This is a genomic window from Anaeromyxobacter sp. PSR-1, from assembly GCF_000964525.1.
Classification (GTDB): domain Bacteria; phylum Myxococcota; class Myxococcia; order Myxococcales; family Anaeromyxobacteraceae; genus Anaeromyxobacter.
In genome coordinates, this window is sequence record NZ_BAZG01000006.1 from 42,320 (window position 1) to 60,521 (window position 18,202).

The following is an 18,202-nucleotide window of genomic DNA, read 5'->3' on the forward strand; positions in this document are numbered from 1 at the left end:
GGCGGAGGTCAGGCCTCGACGGGCTGCGGCGCGCCGAGGGCCCGCAGGTGGCGGTGGTGCGCGGCCACGGCGGCCCAGAGCGACGGCTGCGCGCGGTAGGGCAGCCCGTGCGCGCGGCACGTCTCCTCCACGATCCCGGCGAGCGCCGGGTAGTGCACGTGGCAGACGCCGGGGAACAGGTGGTGCTCGACCTGGAAGTTCAGGCCGCCCAGGTACCACGCGAGCACGCGGCTCGTGCGGGCGAAGTCCACCGTCGTCCGGACCTGGTGCTCCGCCCAGCCGGTGGACATGAGACCGTCCGCGCCGGGCGCGCCCGGGAACTGCGCCTCCGGCACCGCGTGCGCGAGCTGGAACACGGCGGCCATGACGACGCCGAGCACGAGCGAGCCGAAGACGAAGAACGCCACGGGCCACGCGCTGCGGTGGACGGCGACCGGGACCACGACCGCCCAGGCGAGGAACGTGGCCTTGCCGGCGACCACCGCGGCGAGGTCGCGGCCGCGGGGCCTCGGGAACCGGGTGCCGGCGATGGACCCGCGGACGAGGTCCACGACGTCGTCCACCAGCCACCACTTGAGCGAGAGCGCGCCGTACAGCGGCCAGGCGTACCAGCCCTGGAAGCGGTGGAGCGCGCGGCGGCGCTGCGCGGGCGAGAGCCGGAGGAACGGCTCGGCGTCCACGTCCGCGTCCAGGCCGGCGACGTTGGCGAAGGAGTGGTGCTGCACGTTGTGCTTGAAGCGCCAGACGTAGGAGCTCGCGCCGATGAAGTCGAGCGCGAGCCCGACGACGCGGTTCACCCTCGGCGACCGCGAGTAGGCCCCGTGGTTCGCGTCGTGCATCACCGAGAAGCCGATGCCCGCGGTCGCGAGCGCGATCGAGACGGTGAGCCCCACCGCGAGCCACGGCGACGCGTCTCCGAAGGCGAGGAGGAGCGTGTAGGACGCGGCGAACCAGGCGAAGATCGCGACCGTCTTCAGGTGCATGGCGAGCCCGCCCTGCGCGGCCACGCCGGTGCGCGCGAAGTACGCGGCGGCGCCGCGCCTCAGGTCCGCGTGGAAGCCGTCGTCGCGGGGAAAGCGGGACCGGCGGGCGGGTGCGTTCATCGCGAGAGCCTGCGGGCGGGATGTCACCCGCGCGTCATGGCGGACGGGGGCGACCCAGCTGCGCCGGGGCGGACGCCCCGGCCCGGCCCGTCCTGCCGGAGCCGCCCCAGGAGCGCCGTGAGCTCCGGGCTCGCGCGCTCCGCCTGCCACACCAGCGCCACGCGGTGCGTGAGCGAGGGCTCGCGCAGCGGGACGAAGCGCGTGTTCGACGGCCGCTTCCGGGAGAAGGACCGCGCCGCGAGCAGGATGCCCTTGCCGCGCGCGACCAGGATCGGGCAGCTCTCGTCCGGCCGCTTGGTGAGGATCCGGTAGCGGATGCCCGCCGCGCGGAGCGCCCGCTGCTGGCTCTCGTACAGGTGGGCGTGCTCGTGCCGCGGGTGGACCACGAAGGTCTCGCCCTGGAGATCGCGCAGGCGCAGCGCCCGGCGCCGTGCCAGCCGGTGCGTGGCCGGCAGCAGCACGCCGATCGCGTCCTCGGAGACCACCCAGCGCTCGAGCCCCGGCGCGTCGCCCTCGGCCGTCTCGACGCAGACCGCGTCGAGCCGCCCGAGGTGCAGGTCGCGGAGCAGGCGATCCGGAGCGCCCGAGGTCAGCTCGACGCCCGGTCCGGCCGCGGCGCCCTCGAGGCGCGCGATCCGCTCCGGGACCCAGGTCGCGAAGCCCGCGGTGGAGAGCCCGAGCCGGAGCGGCCGTCCGGAGCGCTCCCCGCGCTCGCGGACGCGGGCCTCGAGCGCCTCCACGCGCTCGACGACCGCCGGACCCTCGCGGAAGAGGAGCGCGCCCGCCGGCGTGAGCGAGACGGCCCGGGTGCTGCGCTCCAGCAGGCGGACGCGGAGGTCGCGCTCGAGCCCGGCGATGAGCCGGCTCAGCGGCGGCTGGCTCATGTGCAGCCGCTCCGCCGCGCGGCGGAAGCTCAGCTCGGAGGCCACCACCAGGAACGCGCGCAGCTCGCGGAGGTCCATCCGGCGGTGATACCGATCCGGTATCAATCCGGCAACCCGAATCGCAATGCACGGAGGGCCGCCGCCGCCGCATGACTCCGGCCCACCGCGCGGGCCCCGCCGGCCCGCGCTGGAACGGAGGAGGAGACCTCATGCCGCTGCCCGTCGAAGCCCTGTGGACCTGCGCCGTCCTCGCCATGGTCGTGAGCGGGACGTCCTTCACCATCACCGGAACGGAGATCTTCGAGCCGCTGCGGAGGTTCCTCTCCGCGCGGAGCGAGTGGCTCGGCCACCTCACCGCCTGCTTCTACTGCACGAGCCACTGGGTCACGTTCCTGCTCGTGGCGCTGTGCCGCCCCGTCCTCGTCTCGACCGGGTTCCTGCCCGTGGACCTCGCGATCAGCGCGTTCTTCGTGGTCCAGCTCGCCGCCTACCTCACCGGCCTGCTGTTCAAGTCGTACTCGGTCATCATCCCGGTGAAGGCCGCCATGCAGCAGGCGATGGGGGCCGCGAAGGCGGCGCACGCGGCGCCGCAGGCGGCGAAGGTGAGGCTCGATGTCGCTCGCTCCGAGGAGGGGGGGCGGTAGCGCCAGCCCGGGACTGGGCGCGACGATCGGCCTACCATGGCGTCGGAGTCGGCAGGTCGCTCGGTTCGCGATTCGTCCAACCGGAGGACGCGCTCTCATGTCAGCCCCCACGTACCGTGGAAGGTCCCGCGGGTTCACCCTCGCTCCACTGCTCCTCGTGACGCTGCTCGGCGCCTGCGCGCAGACGACGGCGCGGCGGGCGACGAGCGTCGTCAACTACCTGTATCCGGCCGGACAGCCCGAGGCGGCCCAGCCGTCCGTCCCGAAGCTCACGCTTCCGCTCAGGGTCGGGATCGCCTTCGTCCCGCCCGCGGCGAGCGAGGTGACGCAGGCGGCGTACGTCGGCGACCGCGACGCCGCCGCCCCCGAGACCGAGCGGGTCCGCCTCATGGAGACGATCGCCGCGCACTTTCGCGAGCGGCCGTACGTCAAGTCGGTCGAGATCATCCCGACGGCGTACCTGACGCCCGGGGGCGGGTTCGCGAACCTGGACCAGATCCGGAACATGTTCGGCGTGGACGAGATCGTCCTCATCGCCTTCGACCAGGTGCAGTTCAAGGACCAGGGGATGGCGACGCTCACCTACTGGACGCTCGTCGGCGCGTACGTCGTGCAGGGGGAGAAGCACGACACGCGCACGCTGATGGACGCGGTCGTGCTCGACATCCCGAGTCGCAAGCTCCTCTTCCGCGCGCCCGGGACGAGCGTGGTGAAGGGCCGGTCCACGCCGGTGAACGAATCGGAGGAGCTGCGCCAGGACCGGCAGCAGGGCTTCAAGCTCGCGACGGCGGAGCTGATCACGGCGCTCGACGCACAGCTCACCGCCTTCCAGGAGCGCCTGAAGGCGCAGCCCGACGAGGTCAAGGTCGTGCGCACCGCGGAGTACGAGAAGCGCGCCGCGGCCAGCGGCGGCGGCGCCGTCGATGCGGCGACGCTCGCCATCCTCGCGGCGCTCGCCGGCGGCGCCCTGGTCGGCTCGCTGCGGCGGAGGCGCTCGGGGGCGCGGTGATGCGGCGCTTCCCCTGGGTCACCGCCGCGGTGCTCGCCCTCGCCCTCGGGGCGTACCTCGTGCCGTCGCTGGGCGAGCTGCTGATCCTCGACCGCGCGCGCGTCGCGAGCGGCGAGTGGTGGCGCGTGCTCACGGGCAGCGTCGTGCACTTCTCGGCGTCGCACCTCGCCGCCGACGCCCTCGCGTTCGGGATCGCCGGCGCGATGCTGGAGCGCCGCGGCCGCACCAGCTTCGCGACCCTGGCGCTCGCGTCGGCGCTCGCCGTCGGCCTCGCCGTGCTCTGGCTCCAGCCCTCGCTCGAGCGCTACGCCGGGCTGTCGGGGATGGCCTACGCCGCGATCGTCGCGCTCGCGCTCGCAGGGCTGCGCGAGCCCGGCACGATGGCGACGCTCTCGGGCATCGCGCTCGTGGCGTGCGTCGCGAAGCTGGCGTGGGAGCTCTCGACGGGGCGGATGCTCCTCGTCGGCGCGCCGCCGGGCGTCGTCACGGTCCCGCTCGCCCATGTCGCGGGCGCGATCACGGCGGTCGCCGTTCCGGAGCTGATGCGCCGGGGGAACTGGCGGGGGCACTGGTGCCGGAGTCAGCCGGCGGCGGCCCGAGCACGCACGTCACGCACGCGTGGGCGAGTCCACTTCGCTCGGGGGCGGCGCGGCCTCCTCGACCGGCCCCGAGCTCGGCTCATGGCGCCGGCGCGCCGGAGGCGGTGAGTCGCTGCCGCTCCAGCCACCCGACGATGGCGCGCCCGATGTCGTCCGGAAGGTCCTCGGGGGCGTGGTGGCCGGCGGGGCCGAGCTGGACCACGTCGAGCGCGGCGACGGTCCGGCGCGCCCAATCGACGACGGCGGGCGAGACGAGCACGCTCGGCGCATCGAAGGTGAGAAGGAGCTTCGGGGTGCGGAGAGAGGTGGCGAGCCAATCGTCGTAGCGGGCCACGACGGCGGCGACGTCCGCGGGCTCGCCGTCGATGGGGATCTCACGCGTCCACTGCAGCAGCGGGCGGCGCGACCCCGGGTCGGGATAGGGCGCGGCGTACGCGGCGCGATCGGCCTCGGAGAGGCCGCGCTTCACCCCGTTCTCCAGGGAGCGCGCCAGGAACGCGTTCTGCTCGAGCGCGAGCCTCTCGCCCGCGCCGGGCGTGCGCAGCGCACGAAAGAGCTTGGCGCCCTGCGGAGGCCAGTCGCTCCAGCGCATCGGGCGCAGGAAGGTCTCGAGGATCACGAGACCGCGCACGCGGTCGGGATGGCGCGCCGCCCAGTCCATCGCGAGCACCCCGCCCCAGTCGTGGCCGACGAGCACGACGTCGTGCAGGTCCACGGCGTCGAACCAGGCGTCGAGATAGCGGGCGTGGTCGGCGAAACGATAGGCGAGGTCCGGCTTTCCCGAGCGGCCCATGCCGATGAGGTCGGGCGCGAGGCAGCGGACTCGCCCCGCGACGTGCGGGATGACGCCGCGCCAGACGTGCGAGGACAGCGGGTTGCCGTGGAGGAACACCACTGCGGGGCCACGGCCGGCCTCGCGGTAACTCATGTGGGAGTCCAGGACCTCGACATCGTGCATGGCAGCCTCCTCGGAGACGGTGGGGACGGGACGGGCCGTGCCCCTGGACGGCGCCGGCGCAGTGCCGGCGCAGGCCGAGAGCACGACCAGCGCGAGGAACGGGACGATTCGTGGGCGTCGCATGCGCCTTTCCATGCGACCGACAGGGGCTCATGGCCAGTGATGATTCGTGAGGTGTAACATCACGTTCCATGAGCTTATCCGCGCTCGATCTCAACCTCCTGCTGGTGCTCGACACCGTGCTCGCGGAGCGGAGCGTCGCGGCGGCCGCCCGGCGGCTGCACGTCACGCCCTCCGCCGTGAGCAACGCGCTCGCGCGCCTGCGCGCCGCGCTCGGCGATCCGCTCCTCGTCCGCCGGGGCCGTGGCATCGTGCCCACCCCCCGCGCGGCCGAGCTCGCTCCCGTGCTGGCCGGCGCGCTGCGCGACCTCGGCGCGGCGTTGCACGGCGGCTCCTTCGACCCGGCGACGACCACGCGCACGTTCACCCTCGCCGTCGCCGACGCCGGCCAGCTCACCCGCGTGCCGCGCGTCGCGGCGCTGCTCGCTGCCGAGATGCCGCGCGCGCGCCTCCGGGTGGTCGGCATCGACTCGCTGGTCTCGCTCGGCGGGCTCTCCGGCACGGAGATCGACGTCGTCATCGGCCCGGGCGAGGAGGCGGCGGGCATCCACGTCGAGCCGCTCTTCGAGGAGCGGACGGTGCTCGTCTCACGCGCCGGGCATCCCGCCACCGGACGGACCCTGTCTCTCGATGCGCTCGGTCGGCTGTGCCACGTCGCCGTCGAGATGGCGCCCGGCAAGGGGTTCCGCGATCTGGCCGCCGTCGCCTATGCTCGCGCCGGCGTCGCTCGCGAGGTCGCCATGAGCGTCCCGTCCTTCACGGCCGCCGCGGCAGTCGTGGCCGCGACGGACCTCGTCGCCAGCATCCCGGCCTCGGTGCTCGGCGTGCTCGGTCCGCACCTCGGCCTGCGCGCCGTCGCGGCGCCGGTGCCGCTGCACGCCGTCGCCATGAAGCTCTGCTGGCACGAGCGAACCCACGCCGATCCGGCCATGGCCGCGTTCCGCGATCTGGTTCGTCGCGCCGTGACGTCGGCGGGCACGACCACATCCGCGGGCGGGCGCTCCGCGGGCGGGCGCTCCGCGGGGACGGCGACGCGGGGACGTGCTCGAAATCAGCGGTCGCCGTTCCGGAGCTGATGCGCCGGGGGCACTGGGGGCACTGGGGGCACTGGTGCCGGAGTCAGCCGGCAACCGTCGGCACATCGGACGCGCCGCGGACGACGGTCCGTCCGACGGACGCCTCGTCGCGAGAGGTCCCCACGACCGTCAGGTCGGGTCGCCGGCGTCGTCTACCCGCCGGTCACCCGAAGCCTCCACCACACCACCGGCGCGAACAGCAGAACCAGCGCGACCACGCCGATGGCGATGCGGAGGACGGAGAAACGCGCGGGCGAGATGCGCTTGCCGAGCTCCGGGAGCCGCTCACCCATGCGCTCGAGCAGCAGGACCGCCGGAGGTGCCAGGATCGCGAACGCGACCCACCCACGCCAGGTTCGCGGGAGGTCAGGGAAGAGGTAGATCAGCGCGGCGACGAGTCCGATCGCCCAGGCGCCTAGGAGGGCGAGGACGCGCGACCGCCATGTGGGGCGCCGGATCAGCACCACAGGTGGAGCATATCACGGAACGTGCGGCCCCCGCCGGCGCCGCACCCCTTCACCCCATCCCTCGGTGGGCACGGTGGGCACTGGTGCCGGAGTCAGCCGCCGACCGTTGGCACCTCGGCCGCGCCGCGGACGAAGGTCCGTTCTACGGACGCCTCGTAGCTAGAGGCCCCGTGGAACGTCACGTCAGATCGCTGGTATCCCATTTGCGTAGCGCCCGGGCATGGCCCGCATCCCGCGCTTCGCGCTGGTGGAGCGCGACTCGAGCAATCACTGCACCTGGCGGGCGCACGACTTCGAGCACGTTCTCGAGGTGACCGGCGCGAGGGATAAGTTCCTCGAGCTGCTCGGTCGGTACAAGGACAGGTACGGGGTCGAGATCAACTCGTACTGCCTGATGGGCACGCACCCGCACGTCACGTGCACGACGAGGCGCGACCAGGAGCAGTTCAGCCGTTTCTGGCAGGTGCTGAACGGGCAGTTCGCGCGCTGGTACAACAAGCGACGCGATCGGCGTGGCCAGGTGGTGATGGAGCGCATGCGTTCGCCTCGCATGCAGGCGGAGGGCGCCCATCAGCTGACGGTGATGCGGTACGGCGACCTCAACCCGGTCCGCGCAGGTCTGGTGAAAAGTCCGAAGGACTGGAAGTGGTCGAGCTACCGTCACTATGCGTTCGGTGAGCCGGATCCGCTCATCGACGACGCGCCGGAGTACCTGGCGCTAGGCAACAACGGGCCCCAGCGCCGGAAGGCGTACCAGGCGCTGTTCGCGCTGCCGCTCTCGGAGTCGCTGCGCAGGAGGCGGATCGACCTGGTCGAGTATCCGTTTGTCGGCGACGCCCACTGGGTGATGCATCGCCTCGACGAGGCCGGGCTGTCGCCGCCGGACTGACGGGCATTCGTCTGCACATAGGCGCGCCGAAATCCACCGGCTCCGGGCGACCTGGGGCGGAGCGTGAGCATTCCATGGTTCGCGTCCCACGGTCGGAAGAAGGCGGCCGTGCTTCCTCTCGTGACCGAGTGACGTGATGATCGGAGGTTGGTGCTCCGGTCAGGCGCACTTCGTCACGCCATCGGTGGGGCCTTAGCAAACGCACGTCCTACGCCCACGGGCTTCAACCTACTGATTCGTGGCGCGCTTAGCTCCGGCACCGAGTCCTTCTTACGGGCTTCAACCTACTGATTCGTGGCGCGCTTAGCTCCGGCACCGAGTCCGCGGGCTTCAAGCTACTGATTCGTGGCGCGCTTTGCTCCGGCACCGACTCCGCGCCCTCGCCACCGATGGCGGCCGCCTACGCCGGCATGCCCTAGCGCCTAGCGGCTCTAGGCGGCCGATCTCACAAGGACACAGAGTAGGCGCTCGGCGTCAGCCGCAGCGTGCCCTGCTCGATGAGCGCAGCCGGATCCCGCCAGAAGTACACCGCCGGTTGTGGCTCGGTGAGATTCGCGACCCGTGCGATCACGTACCTCCCGCCCTCGCGCCGAGCACGGTCGAGCTCGTTCGCGGTGAGCTCGAAACGGGTCGACGCGGCGCCCTGGGTCGTCTTCACTTCGACACAGAGCCAATCTTCGCCGCTTTCATCGAGGCCGAAGAGGTCGAAGCCCATCGCGTCTCCGTAAGGCGTTCGCGCCGGCCACAGGAGATCGCGCACCAAGCTCGATGACAGCCACGTATCTGGATCGCTCGCGATAAGCACGGTTTCGAGCTCTGCCGCGTGCGCGGACTCGGCCGCCCAACACTCTGCAAGAAGCCGCCAAAGCAGGTCGGCCGTTCGCGACGGCTCGGCCCGTGCGGCGCTGGCCCAGCGCTTCTCCATGATCGCGAACACCACAGCCTCCCCGAGCCGACCGAGATCCGAGTAGGTTGCGCCGGCGGAGGTGCCCTCTCCGGTGCCACTCGTGCCCTGCCGCGAGAACACCACGCGGCGTTGACGAGGCGCGACGGGCGGTGGCACGGCCCGCTTCGGGGTCGGAACATCGCTACGGACGCGAGCGCTGGAGGCGATCTCATCCACCTGCGCCTCTAGCGTCGCGATGTCGATCCCGACTACCCCGCGGCCCGAGTCGCGGCTTCCCGCGATCACGATGCGGGCTGCGGGTTGGACTCCCCTGCTCGCCTCCCACTCGCGGACGACGGCTAGGAGCCGGAGGGCGTCCTGGGCGGGCATTTCGAGCGCGTCCTGCTGGCGCACGATGCTCCGGCCTAGCCGTCTGAGTTCTTCATCTAGCTCGTCAAGCTGAACCAGCGAGAGCGAAAGGCGATCAGCCTGCTTGGCCCTCATCGCCTCATCGGATCCCGACTGGCGCAGCATCCTTCGCAGGTCCTTGGCCGGCTGGTTGTGCCGCTGCCCGATCTCCTCCAGGCGCCTGAAGTTCTGCTCGATCTCCTCACAACTGCGCTTGAAGGCGTTGACGGTGTTGGCGACCCACTTCTCACGCAGCGGGAGAGAGCGGATGGATTCGCGGATGCTCCGTTGTGTTTCGCGCAACGCACGTCGGAGCTCCTTCCTCCTTGCCTCGCTCGGCTTGCTCGGCCTGCTGAACGCCGAGCGGATCCGCGCCGCTTCTTCCTGCGCAGCCTGAATCCCACGCACCCGCTTGCGCGCCTCCCTTAGCTCGCCGGTGCGGAGCCCCGAGCGAAAGACGCGATCCTCCGGCGCCGTCTCGGTGGCGGCTCCGGTCAACCGGGACAGCACAAAGGATGTGCAGAGCAGCGGGTCCAACCCGGCGTGAAATGGATCGAGGCGCGCGGGTTGATCGGCCGGGGCGCTGCCCGGCATGGCCTTCGGTTCGGTGTGAGTCACGCTGAGCGAATCGTACCGCGCCGTCCTGCGGCGCCACCCTCAGACCCACTGGCGCGCCACCCCACGTCCACAGGTCGTCCACGCGGCCAAGGCGCGTAGATTGCGAGCGTTTTCCGCCCTTTTCCACCGGACTCCGACAGTGCTCGGGTCACACGGCGCTGGTACAGTCGGCGGTCGAAAGGTGAAGGCCACCCGGTGGCAGCCGGATGGCCTTCGGCGGAAACAGGAACCGCGGTGGCGCCTGTCAGACGTTCCGTCAGCCCCGACTATAGCGGTCGGGGTGACGTTCTGGCGACCTCTCCCACCGTCCACATGAGGCCAGCCGGCTCCGCGCAGCACGCGCGGAGCGCTGGCGGAGCCCTACCCGAGCAGGGGGAAGGTGATCGTGACGTTGATAGACCTGTGGATGGTGCGCCTGCACGCGGCGCGGTTCGCCCGGCGGCACGGCGTCGCCAGCGGCGACCCGCGCCTCCGGGAGATCGAGCGCGACGCGCTCTTGCTCATGCAGGAGGGCGCCGGCGCGCGCGAGGCGGTTGAGCTCGCGGCGGTGCCGGTGCTCCGGCTGTACGGGCTACCGCGCGCTCGGGCCGGCTAGGGCAGCCACCGTGGTGGGCGGTGCCGCCGGATGTGCGCGCCGACGAGCGCGACGACGTGATGTTTGCCGTACCCGCAGTCACGTGCGAGGTCGATGGCGAACCCGGTGACTGCACGCACTCGCCGCGCAGTCAGACGAATGCCTCGCGAACGCAGGAGCACGGCGGCTCCTGGGATCAGCGATGTGCGGCCGGCGATGTTGGAAGGAAGGCGAGACTCAACGGCAGCAACGGGAATACCCCAGCGGCTCATGCGCTTCACGCGCCCTTTCCCTGAGATGTGTCACTACTGCTTCCCCGGAAACGTCCCGTGGATCCGGCTGGGTGAGGAGAAGCTAGCGCATCCGCCTGACATCGGCGTGCGGGTCTACCCACGCCTGCGGGAGCGAAGGTGCATGCACGAGCCCCAGAGGCTCATCGGCGTCGGTGCGGTACGCGACCAGACGCGGCCGGTCGCCGCGGGGCGGCCGCCGGGGGACCTCTCTCACACGGCAGCCGGAGGCGTAGCGCGTGCCGCTCGGCGCCTCGTGCTCCAGGTCGGGTCCGAGCTCGCGGCGGTGCCGGTGCTCCGCGTCACGGGCTGCCGCGCGCTGCTGGCTAGCGGACGCCTAGCGCCGCCGCCCGTTCTCTAGGCGTGAATCCGGCCTTCGTCAGGGGACGCACGGCGGGCTCGCGCGGCGGTCCCTCATGGGGCCACCGTTCTGCATCCAGGGCGCATCCAGAAGCGCGTTTTGGGCAAAAAGAAAGCCCCCGGATTTTCTGAATGTCTCAGTAAATCCGGGGGCGTATGCTGTCGGGGCGACTGGATTTGAACCAGCGACCACTTGCACCCCAAGCAAGTGCGCTACCAGGCTGCGCTACGCCCCGGGAACTGCGGGGACGGACTAGGTAGCACCGCGAAACCCTTGGGTCAACCGGGATCCGGCGGGACGGACGGGCCCTGCCTCCCCCGGTGGCGGGCGGGGTGTCCGGGTCACTTCACCAGGGCGGACACCTGCTTGAACTCGGGCGTTCCGGCCTGGTGGAGGAGGTCGAAGAGCGCGGTCTCCGCCGTGGTGACGATCGCGCCCGCCTCGCGGCACAGCTCGAGGCCGACGCGGCGGTGCTCCTCGGTGCGGCTCGACACGGCGTCGGCGCAGACGTGCACCTCGTAGCCCATCTGCACGAGGTCGCGGGCGGTCTGGAACACGCAGACGTGCGTCTCCATCCCGGTGATCACGACCTGGCGTCGCCCGGTGGCCTCCAGCGCGGCGGCGAAGACGGGGTCGGCGCCGCAGGAGAAGTGCACCTTCGCGAGCGCGGGGGAGGGGAGCAGGCGGGCGAGCTCGGGCACGGTCGCGCCGAGGCCCCTGGGATACTGCTCGGTCGCGAGCACGGGGACGCCGAGCACCTTCGCGCCCTCCACGAGCGCGGTCGCGTACTTCACCACCCGGGCCAGCGCCTCGGGCGGCATGGCGGGGGTGAGGCGCTCCTGCACGTCCACGAGCAGCACGGCGGCGGTGCGGCGGTCGAGCTTCACGGTTCGTGACATGGCGGCGGGCTCCTCGGGCGGCGGGACGGGCGGGGGCTCGGCGGGTGCGAGACGACGACGCCCCGCGCACCATGCGGCACGCGGGGCGCGGGACCGGCGTCGCCGGCGGCGGCTACTTGCGGAACCGCGACAGCTCGGCGGTCAGCTCGCCGAGGGACGGGAACGTCTTGTCGGGGTGGATCGTCGCCAGCTTCGCGTAGTTCTGCTCCTCGGTCTCGGTCCGGTTCGGATCCGGGACGCAGCAGTCCACGGGGCACACCGCGGCGCAGGCCTCCTCGCCGTGGAACCCCACGCACTCGGTGCAGAGGTCGGGGTTGATGACGTAGATGTCGTCGCCCTGGCTGATGGCGCTGTTCGGGCACTCCGGCTCGCACGCGCCGCAGTTGATGCATTCCTCGGTGATGAAGGTGGCCATGGGACTCTCCTCGGCTTCCGCCGCTGGCGTGTTCGAAGACGCTCGATGCTACCGCCCGCGAGCGGATTCCGCCTAGGGCCAATCGCCTCGGCGTGCGTCCCTGGCGGGCGGGAACGAAAAGAGCAGCGCCCACGGGGCGCTGCTCCTCGTCAACACGCCTGTGCCGCGGGACCTTCCGCGGCGGCCGCGGCTACTTCACGCAGCAGTCGACCGGGCAGACGCCCGCGCACGCCGGCGAGTCGTGCTGGCCCTGGCACTCGGTGCACTTGGCCGCGTCGATGACGTAGATGTCGTCACCCTGGCTGATGGCGGTGTTCGGGCACTCGGGCTCGCACGCGCCGCAGTTGATGCACTCCTCGGTAATCTTCAGGGCCATGGTCTTTCTCTTCCTCTCACGAGCGCCCGGCGGGCGGGTGGACGGGGACGCTTATCCGATCCCGGGCGGGGTCGAGTCAAGCCCAGGCAGCCGAATTTCTTAGGGAAAAATCGGACCGTTCCGGTCGACTTGGTCCCCGGGATCAGGACCGGTCCGGTCCGTGATCCCCGGCGGCGGCGCGCACGTGGCGGCGATCCTCCTCGACCTCCGCGGAGATGCGCGCCATCACCGACAGTGCAGCGCCGAGCAGCCCGGCGGCGCCGGTGGCGAGCAGGCCGAGCAGCCGGTCGCGCCGGGCGGCGGCCATGTCGAGCGCGAGGGTCCTCCGCCGGTCGAGGGCGATCCGCTGCCGCTCGGCGTGCTCGCCCTGGAGCGTCTGGACGAACGCCCGCCCGGCGTCGCGCGCCTCGGCGTCGGCGGCCTGGAGCGCGCGCTCCAGCGCCGCCATCCGCCAGGTCGCGTGCAGGGCGACGCCGAGGCCGGCCAGGGCCACCGGGACGCAGAGCAGAAGGATCTTGATCCTGGACATTGTCGGCTTGACTGCCCTGCGCGAGCCGCAGGATACCGGGCGCCGGAACCCCCGGCAAACGGACCTCAGCTTACACATGGCCAAGCCCTACGACCCGAAGGACTTCTACTACCGCAAGGCGAAGAAGCAGGGCCTCCGCGCCCGCTCGGCCTTCAAGATCGAGGAGATCCTCCACCGGCACCGCCTGCTCGGGCGGGGCGACGCGGTGCTCGACCTGGGGGCGGCGCCGGGCGGGTTCCTCCAGATCCTGGCCGAGGCGGTGGGCGAGAAGGGCGTCGCGGTCGGCGTGGACCTCGAGCCCATCCGCAACCTGGGCAAGCGCTGGGTGCGGACCGCGATCGTGGACCTGCTCGCGCCGGACGCGCTCGACAAGATCCGCCTGCTGCACGAGGGCCGCTTCCGCCTGGTCACGAGCGACATGGCGCCGAAGACCATCGGCATCAAGGTGACCGACGAGGCGCGCTCGCTCGAGCTGGTGCGGATGGCGCTGTCGGTCGCGGAGCAGGTGCTCGTGCCGGGCGGCGCGTTCGTCGCGAAGGTGTTCATGGGCGGCGACTTCCCGGCGCTGAAGCGCGAGCTGCAGGGGCGCTTCGGGGCGCTGCACGTGATCCGGCCGGAGGCGGTGCGCGAGTCGAGCTACGAGGTCTACGTGCTCGGCACGGGCTTCCGCGGCCGCGCCGCGGCGGTCGAGCCGGCCGCGGCGCGGGTCGAGGCGCCGGAGGCGTCCGCGGCGACGGAGACGCCGGCCGCGCCGGAGAGGCCGGCGGTGCGGGCGAAGGCCGCATCGGGGAAGAAGCCTGCCGCCGCCGCGAAGAGCGCCGCCGCGAGGAAGCCTGCGAAGAAGCCCGCCGCGCGGAAGCCGGCGGCGAGGAAGCCGGCCAGGCGGGCGTGAGCGGCGCGCGGTTCGGCGTCCAAATCTCGGCCGGGATCCGCTAGTCTGCCCGGCGCCATGCAGAACCTCCTCGAAGCCCTCGTCCCGCGCAGCCTCGTCCACGACCAGACCCCCGGCCTCCAGGCCCGCCTCGCCCAGGGCCCCATCACCGGCTACGTCGGCTTCGATCCCACCGCCGACTCGCTGCACGTGGGTCACCTGCTCGCGGTCATGTCGCTCGCGTGGCTCCAGCGCTGCGGCGGCACGCCCATCATCGTGGTGGGCGGCGGCACGGGCATGGTCGGGGACCCGAGCGGCAAGCGCTCGGAGCGCCCGGTGCTCTCGGTGGAGGAGATCGACCGGAACGTGGCCGCGATCCGCGCGCAGCTCGAGCGCTTCGTGTCGTTCGAGGGCCAGAACGCGGCGCGGGTGCGCAACAACGCCGACTGGCTCCGCTCCATCGGCCTGATGGAGTTCCTCCGCGACGTCGGCAAGCACTTCACCGTGAACTACATGCTGGCGAAGGACTCGGTGAAGGGCCGGATGGAGAGCGGCATCTCGTTCACCGAGTTCTCGTACCAGCTCATCCAGGCCTACGACTTCTGGCACCTGTTCCACGCCGAGCAGTGCGAGCTGCAGATGGGCGGCAGCGACCAGTGGGGCAACATCACCGCCGGCGCCGAGCTGGTCTCGCGCAAGGACGCGGCGAGCGTCCACGGGCTCACCTTCCCGCTGCTCACCACCGCCTCGGGCACCAAGTTCGGCAAGACCGAGGGCGGCGCGGTGTGGCTCGACCCGGCCCGGACCTCGCCCTACAAGTTCTTCCAGTTTTGGCTCAACACCGACGACCGCGACGTGGAGCGGCTGCTGAAGTTCTTCACGTTCCTCTCGCTGGACGAGATCGCCGCGCTGCTCGCCGAGCAGGCGCGCGACCCGGGCAAGCGCCCGGCGCAGCGCCGGCTCGCCGAGGACGTCACCTCCCGCGTGCACGGGCCGGACACCACCCGCAGCGTCATCGAGGCGAGCCGGATCCTGTTCGGCGGCACCGACCTGCGCGCCGCCGGCGCGGAGGTGCTCGACGTGCTGGCGGGGGAGATCCCGTCCGCCACGGTGACGGGCGACGAGCTCGCCGCGCTCACCGCCGCCGACCTCCTCGTGAAGGTCGGCCTGGCCGCGTCGAAGGGCGAGGTCCGCCGCGGCGTCGCGCAGCGCGGGTTCTCGCTGAACGGCGCGGTGCTCGAGTCCGGCGACGCGAAGGTGGCGCCCGGCGAGCTGCTCGCCGGCGGCTACGCGCTCCTGCAGAAGGGGAAGCGGAACTACGCGCTCGTGAAGGTGGGCTAGCGGGCGCGCCGCCGCGTCCGGCCGGAGCTCACTCCTCGAGCTTCTCCTGCACCCGCGCGATCGACCGCGCCTTGCCGGTCGCGTCGTCGAGGTCCACGATCGCGCCCTGCAGGTAGACCTCGCGGCGCGCCGGCTCGAAGCCGACGGGGCGCTGCGTGAGGAAGCGCTCCAGCACCAGCTCCTTCCGCACGCCGATGACGGAGTCCCACGGCCCGCACATGCCGACGTCGGTGACGAAGGCGGTGCCGCCGGGGAGCACGCGCGCGTCGGCGGTCTGCACGTGCGTGTGCGTGCCGAGCACCGCCGAGACCTTGCCGTCGAGGAACCAGCCCATGGCGTTCTTCTCGCTGGTCGCCTCGCAGTGCATGTCCACCAGGATGCAGGTGACGCCCTCGGCCCGGAGCGCCTCGACCTCGGCGAGCGCCGTGCGGAACGGGTCGTCGAGCGTCTTCATGAACACGCGCCCCTCGACGTTCACCACGCCGAGGCGCCGGCCGTCCGGCGTGGAGGCGATGCCGCGCCCGCGGCCGGGCGAGCCGGGCGGGTAGTTGGCGGGGCGCAGGAGCCGCGAGCCGGGCGCGTCGAGGTAGGGGACGATCTCGCGCTTCGACCAGATGTGGTTGCCGCTGGTGAGCAGGTTCACCTCGGCCGCGAGCAGCTCGTCGGCGGAGTCCGGGGTCACCCCGACGCCGCCGGCCGAGTTCTCGGCGTTCGCCACCACGAGGTCGATCGCCTCGCGCACGATGAGGCGGGGGACGATCCGCTGGATCGCCTGGCGGCCGGGCTTGCCGAACACGTCTCCGAGGAAGAGGACTTTCAAGGTCGGGGATCCCTCGCGCGCGGAGCGCGCCCAGTCAACCGCTTTCTCGCTCGAACCGGAGCGTCCGCGCCTCGGTCACGAGCGCGTCGAGCACCGCGTCGTGCGGCTCGCGCGGGAGCGCGTCCACCACCTGCACCTCGAAGGCGACCCCCACGCGCGCGGCGCGCGGCATGGCCGCCAGCGTCGCGTCGTAGTAGCCGCCCCCGCGCCCGAGCCGCAGCCCGTCGAGCGAGAACGCCACCCCGGGCAGCACCACGCAGTCCACCTCGCCGGGCTCGACGAGCGGCGCGTCGTCCGGGGGCTCGAGCGCGCCGAGCGGACCGCGCACCAGGTCGAGCGGCGTGCAGCGCGCGAAGGCGAGGCGGCGATCGCCGGCGCGGACCTTCGGGAACACCGCGCAGCCGCCGCCGGGCCGAACGCGCTCCGCGAGCGCGAGCACGTCCACCTCGCCGCCGAGCGGCGCGTACAGCGCGAGCGTGCGGGCGCCCGCGACCAGGTCGAGCGCCTCGAGCCGGGCCACGATGCGGCGGGATCCGTCGGCGCGCGCGTCCTGGTCGATGCGGGCCCGCGCGCCGACGAGCGACCTGCGCAGCGCGCGCTTGCGGTCGGAGGGGATGGCGGGATCGCTCACCGCGCCGGTTCTCCCCTCGGCCTGGACAAAAAAAAGCCCCCCGCGTGGGCCGTGTGGCCCGGTTGTTTGAACCTGTATTTCTACAGGTGGGGCACCCGGTGCACCAGCGCCCGTAGGCTTCTCCCTCGCTTCAGGGAGCTTGCTCATGGACGTGGGCGGGCACTCCGCTTTGGACAAAGTCGGCCCAAACGACTCGAGGCCAATCACGAACCCGGCAGGGGGTACAGCTCAAGCGCGCGGTCAAAGAGCTAACCCCGCGTAACTCCGCGGTGTTTTACGTGATGATCCTAGGCGCGGAGGGCGAGGCTGTCAAGCCGTGTGGAGGGCCAGGCGGGGGCGCCGCCCGGCGGCAGAAAGGCCTGATCTCGGGCCCGTCCGCCGGGCCGCCGGCCTGCGCGCGCATTCGCCACGGGGCGACCCCGTTCACATGCCGTGCGTACGTCCCGCGGCCCGCCTCCCGGCCCGGGTCCCGTGCGCGCGGGCGCCCCGCCGCGGCCGGCGTGCTGTAGAACAGCGGCCCGATGGCGACCGCGCTCGACCGCTTCCGCATCCAGGGGCTCATCGGCCGCGGCGGCATGGCCGAGGTCTTCCGGGCGGTCGCGCTCGAGGGCCCGCTCGCGGGCCAGACCGTGGCGCTGAAGCGGCTCCGGCCCGACCTCGCCCGCGACCCCGGCTTCGTGGCGCTGTTCGAGCAGGAGGCGGCCGTCACGCGGCGCCTGCGGCACCCCGGCATCGTCGAGGTGCTCGAGACGGGCGTGGCCTCGGGCGCGCCGTTCATCGTGATGGAGTACGTGGACGGGCGGAACCTGAAGGAGATCCTGGCCCGCTGCGCGGAGCGCGGGATCCTGCTCCCGGTGGACTTCGCCGCGTACGCGGCGCAGGTGCTGGCGGAGGCGCTCGCGCACGCGCACGCCGGGGTGGACGCGGCCGGGGCGCCGCTCGGCATCGTGCACTGCGACGTCTCGCCGTCGAACGTGTTCGTCTCCCGGCTGGGCGAGATCAAGCTGGGCGATTTCGGCGTGGCGCTCACGCCCGGCGCGGCGGGCGCGCCGGGCCCGGGCGCGCTCGGCAAGGTGCAGTACCTCTCGCCCGAGCAGCTGCGCGGCGAGCGCCCCACGCCGGCGTCCGACCTGTTCGCGCTGGGCGCGGTGCTGTTCGAGCTGCTCACCGACCGCCCCGCGTTCCCGGGGCGCGACGTGAACGAGGTGGGCCGGCGCGTGCTGGCGGGCGAGGCGCGCGCGCCGTCGTCGCTGCGGCGCGAGATCCCGCCGGCGCTCGACGCGCTCGTGCTCCGCTGCCTCTCCCGCGACCCGGCGCGGCGGCCGGCCAGCGCGGCCGCGGCGGCGGCGGAGATCGCGGCCCTGTACGACCCGGCGGTGGGCACGCCGCTCGCGATCGCGGCGGTGGTGCGGGGGCTGTTCGGGGCGGCGTAGC

At 72.5% G+C, this 18,202-nt stretch carries 20 protein-coding genes, 1 tRNA gene and 1 other RNA gene; 9 read left to right on the plus strand and 13 right to left on the minus strand.

The window, feature by feature from the left end; genetic code table 11:
• Positions 1-8 precede the first annotated feature (8 nt).
• Both PSR1_RS02050 and PSR1_RS02055 read right to left on the minus strand, forming a co-directional pair.
• Positions 9-1,103 (minus strand): acyl-CoA desaturase, encoded by a 1,095-nt coding sequence (locus PSR1_RS02050; RefSeq protein ID WP_059435984.1) that lies wholly within the window; start codon positions 1,101-1,103, stop codon positions 9-11.
• Between the two features lie 23 nt (positions 1,104-1,126).
• On the minus strand, positions 1,127-2,065 hold the full coding sequence (locus tag PSR1_RS02055) for a LysR family transcriptional regulator (RefSeq protein WP_059435985.1): 939 nt from the start codon (positions 2,063-2,065) through the stop codon (positions 1,127-1,129).
• Between the two features lie 131 nt (positions 2,066-2,196).
• On the opposite strand from PSR1_RS02055, the gene PSR1_RS02060 reads away from it, so the two are divergent.
• The 3 genes from PSR1_RS02060 to rrtA all read left to right on the plus strand — a co-directional run bounded on the left by PSR1_RS02060 (position 2,197) and on the right by rrtA (position 4,347).
• Complete coding sequence (locus tag PSR1_RS02060) at positions 2,197-2,631, plus strand: hypothetical protein (RefSeq protein WP_059435986.1); 435 nt, start codon at positions 2,197-2,199, stop codon at positions 2,629-2,631.
• A gap of 97 nt (positions 2,632-2,728) precedes the next feature.
• A complete protein-coding gene (rhlP, locus tag PSR1_RS02065; RefSeq protein ID WP_059435987.1) occupies positions 2,729-3,640 on the plus strand; it encodes a rhombotarget lipoprotein in 912 nt (303 codons plus the stop codon).
• Complete coding sequence (gene rrtA / locus PSR1_RS02070; RefSeq protein ID WP_082100109.1) at positions 3,640-4,347, plus strand: rhombosortase; 708 nt, start codon at positions 3,640-3,642, stop codon at positions 4,345-4,347. Before rhlP ends, rrtA begins: the two co-directional genes overlap by 1 nt.
• Here rrtA and PSR1_RS02075 read toward each other — a convergent pair.
• The gene (locus tag PSR1_RS02075) at positions 4,319-5,281 is read right to left on the minus strand and encodes a haloalkane dehalogenase (protein ID WP_237757788.1); all 963 of its coding nucleotides are present in this window, start codon (positions 5,279-5,281) and stop codon (positions 4,319-4,321) included. The genes rrtA and PSR1_RS02075 overlap by 29 nt on opposite strands.
• A gap of 107 nt (positions 5,282-5,388) precedes the next feature.
• On the opposite strand from PSR1_RS02075, the gene PSR1_RS02080 reads away from it, so the two are divergent.
• Complete coding sequence (locus PSR1_RS02080; protein ID WP_082100111.1) at positions 5,389-6,393, plus strand: LysR family transcriptional regulator; 1,005 nt, start codon at positions 5,389-5,391, stop codon at positions 6,391-6,393.
• Positions 6,394-6,545: 152 nt separating this feature from the next.
• Here the strand turns inward: PSR1_RS02080 and PSR1_RS02085 are convergent, their stop codons facing one another.
• On the minus strand, positions 6,546-6,857 hold the full coding sequence (locus tag PSR1_RS02085; protein ID WP_160308996.1) for a hypothetical protein: 312 nt from the start codon (positions 6,855-6,857) through the stop codon (positions 6,546-6,548).
• Between the two features lie 223 nt (positions 6,858-7,080).
• Between PSR1_RS02085 and PSR1_RS02090 the strand changes: the two genes are divergently transcribed.
• Entirely contained in the window at positions 7,081-7,749 is a 669-nt protein-coding gene (locus tag PSR1_RS02090; RefSeq protein WP_059435990.1) for a transposase, read from the plus strand.
• A gap of 445 nt (positions 7,750-8,194) precedes the next feature.
• Here PSR1_RS02090 and PSR1_RS02095 read toward each other — a convergent pair whose 3' ends face one another.
• On the minus strand, positions 8,195-9,661 hold the full coding sequence (locus PSR1_RS02095; protein WP_152643279.1) for a protein NO VEIN domain-containing protein: 1,467 nt from the start codon (positions 9,659-9,661) through the stop codon (positions 8,195-8,197).
• 385 nt (positions 9,662-10,046) lie between these two features.
• On the opposite strand from PSR1_RS02095, the gene PSR1_RS02100 reads away from it, so the two are divergent.
• Positions 10,047-10,256, plus strand: a complete 210-nt coding sequence (locus tag PSR1_RS02100; RefSeq protein ID WP_152643280.1) for a hypothetical protein — start codon at positions 10,047-10,049, stop codon at positions 10,254-10,256.
• A gap of 791 nt (positions 10,257-11,047) precedes the next feature.
• Here the strand turns inward: PSR1_RS02100 and PSR1_RS02110 are convergent.
• The 5 genes from PSR1_RS02110 to PSR1_RS02130 all read right to left on the minus strand — a co-directional run bounded on the left by PSR1_RS02110 (position 11,048) and on the right by PSR1_RS02130 (position 13,105).
• A tRNA-Pro gene (locus tag PSR1_RS02110) sits at positions 11,048-11,121 on the minus strand.
• A gap of 106 nt (positions 11,122-11,227) precedes the next feature.
• The gene (locus PSR1_RS02115) at positions 11,228-11,785 is read right to left on the minus strand and encodes a hydrolase (RefSeq protein WP_059435994.1); all 558 of its coding nucleotides are present in this window, start codon (positions 11,783-11,785) and stop codon (positions 11,228-11,230) included.
• 112 nt (positions 11,786-11,897) lie between these two features.
• Positions 11,898-12,200, minus strand: a complete 303-nt coding sequence (locus PSR1_RS02120; protein WP_011420099.1) for a YfhL family 4Fe-4S dicluster ferredoxin — start codon at positions 12,198-12,200, stop codon at positions 11,898-11,900.
• A 190-nt stretch (positions 12,201-12,390) separates the two neighbouring features.
• A complete protein-coding gene (locus PSR1_RS02125) occupies positions 12,391-12,576 on the minus strand; it encodes a YfhL family 4Fe-4S dicluster ferredoxin (RefSeq protein WP_012525156.1) in 186 nt (61 codons plus the stop codon).
• Between the two features lie 142 nt (positions 12,577-12,718).
• Positions 12,719-13,105: a hypothetical protein gene (locus PSR1_RS02130; protein ID WP_059435995.1), complete on the minus strand. Its 387-nt coding sequence runs from the start codon at positions 13,103-13,105 to the stop codon at positions 12,719-12,721.
• A 76-nt stretch (positions 13,106-13,181) separates the two neighbouring features.
• On the opposite strand from PSR1_RS02130, the gene PSR1_RS02135 reads away from it, so the two are divergent.
• Both PSR1_RS02135 and tyrS read left to right on the plus strand, forming a co-directional pair.
• Positions 13,182-13,997 carry an RlmE family RNA methyltransferase gene (locus PSR1_RS02135; RefSeq protein WP_059435996.1) on the plus strand — a complete coding sequence of 272 codons (816 nt, stop codon included), beginning with the start codon at positions 13,182-13,184 and terminating at the stop codon, positions 13,995-13,997.
• Positions 13,998-14,054: 57 nt separating this feature from the next.
• Entirely contained in the window at positions 14,055-15,317 is a 1,263-nt protein-coding gene (gene tyrS, locus PSR1_RS02140; RefSeq protein ID WP_059435997.1) for a tyrosine--tRNA ligase, read from the plus strand.
• A gap of 28 nt (positions 15,318-15,345) precedes the next feature.
• Here tyrS and PSR1_RS02145 read toward each other — a convergent pair whose 3' ends face one another.
• From PSR1_RS02145 to ssrS, 3 genes are all read right to left on the minus strand, one after another.
• The gene (locus tag PSR1_RS02145; RefSeq protein WP_059435998.1) at positions 15,346-16,137 is read right to left on the minus strand and encodes a TIGR00282 family metallophosphoesterase; all 792 of its coding nucleotides are present in this window, start codon (positions 16,135-16,137) and stop codon (positions 15,346-15,348) included.
• Positions 16,138-16,171: 34 nt separating this feature from the next.
• Positions 16,172-16,768 carry a 5-formyltetrahydrofolate cyclo-ligase gene (locus tag PSR1_RS02150; protein WP_059435999.1) on the minus strand — a complete coding sequence of 199 codons (597 nt, stop codon included), beginning with the start codon at positions 16,766-16,768 and terminating at the stop codon, positions 16,172-16,174.
• A 33-nt stretch (positions 16,769-16,801) separates the two neighbouring features.
• Positions 16,802-16,992: non-coding RNA, 6S RNA (gene ssrS / locus PSR1_RS02155), on the minus strand.
• A 297-nt stretch (positions 16,993-17,289) separates the two neighbouring features.
• Between ssrS and PSR1_RS02160 the strand changes: the two genes are divergently transcribed.
• On the plus strand, positions 17,290-18,201 hold the full coding sequence (locus PSR1_RS02160) for a serine/threonine-protein kinase (RefSeq protein WP_059436000.1): 912 nt from the start codon (positions 17,290-17,292) through the stop codon (positions 18,199-18,201).
• Position 18,202: the final 1 nt, after the last annotated feature.

What these genes read in the sequence shown, in the direction of transcription:
- PSR1_RS02080 (WP_082100111.1), top strand. Translation starts at nt 5,389, where the DNA reads ATGAGCTTATCCGCGCTCGATCTCAACCTCCTGCTGGTGCTCGACACC.
- PSR1_RS02160 (WP_059436000.1), top strand. Translation starts at nt 17,290, where the DNA reads ATGGCGACCGCGCTCGACCGCTTCCGCATCCAGGGGCTCATCGGCCGC.
- PSR1_RS02135 (WP_059435996.1), top strand. Translation starts at nt 13,182, where the DNA reads ATGGCCAAGCCCTACGACCCGAAGGACTTCTACTACCGCAAGGCGAAG.
- PSR1_RS02055 (WP_059435985.1), bottom strand. Translation starts at nt 2,065, where the DNA reads ATGGACCTCCGCGAGCTGCGCGCGTTCCTGGTGGTGGCCTCCGAGCTG.
- tyrS (WP_059435997.1), top strand. Translation starts at nt 14,055, where the DNA reads ATGCAGAACCTCCTCGAAGCCCTCGTCCCGCGCAGCCTCGTCCACGAC.
- rrtA (WP_082100109.1), top strand. Translation starts at nt 3,640, where the DNA reads ATGCGGCGCTTCCCCTGGGTCACCGCCGCGGTGCTCGCCCTCGCCCTC.
- PSR1_RS02050 (WP_059435984.1), bottom strand. Translation starts at nt 1,103, where the DNA reads ATGAACGCACCCGCCCGCCGGTCCCGCTTTCCCCGCGACGACGGCTTC.
- PSR1_RS02130 (WP_059435995.1), bottom strand. Translation starts at nt 13,105, where the DNA reads ATGTCCAGGATCAAGATCCTTCTGCTCTGCGTCCCGGTGGCCCTGGCC.
- PSR1_RS02120 (WP_011420099.1), bottom strand. Translation starts at nt 12,200, where the DNA reads ATGGCCACCTTCATCACCGAGGAATGCATCAACTGCGGCGCGTGCGAG.
- PSR1_RS02090 (WP_059435990.1), top strand. Translation starts at nt 7,081, where the DNA reads ATGGCCCGCATCCCGCGCTTCGCGCTGGTGGAGCGCGACTCGAGCAAT.
- PSR1_RS02060 (WP_059435986.1), top strand. Translation starts at nt 2,197, where the DNA reads ATGCCGCTGCCCGTCGAAGCCCTGTGGACCTGCGCCGTCCTCGCCATG.
- PSR1_RS02115 (WP_059435994.1), bottom strand. Translation starts at nt 11,785, where the DNA reads ATGTCACGAACCGTGAAGCTCGACCGCCGCACCGCCGCCGTGCTGCTC.
- rhlP (WP_059435987.1), top strand. Translation starts at nt 2,729, where the DNA reads ATGTCAGCCCCCACGTACCGTGGAAGGTCCCGCGGGTTCACCCTCGCT.
- PSR1_RS02125 (WP_012525156.1), bottom strand. Translation starts at nt 12,576, where the DNA reads ATGGCCCTGAAGATTACCGAGGAGTGCATCAACTGCGGCGCGTGCGAG.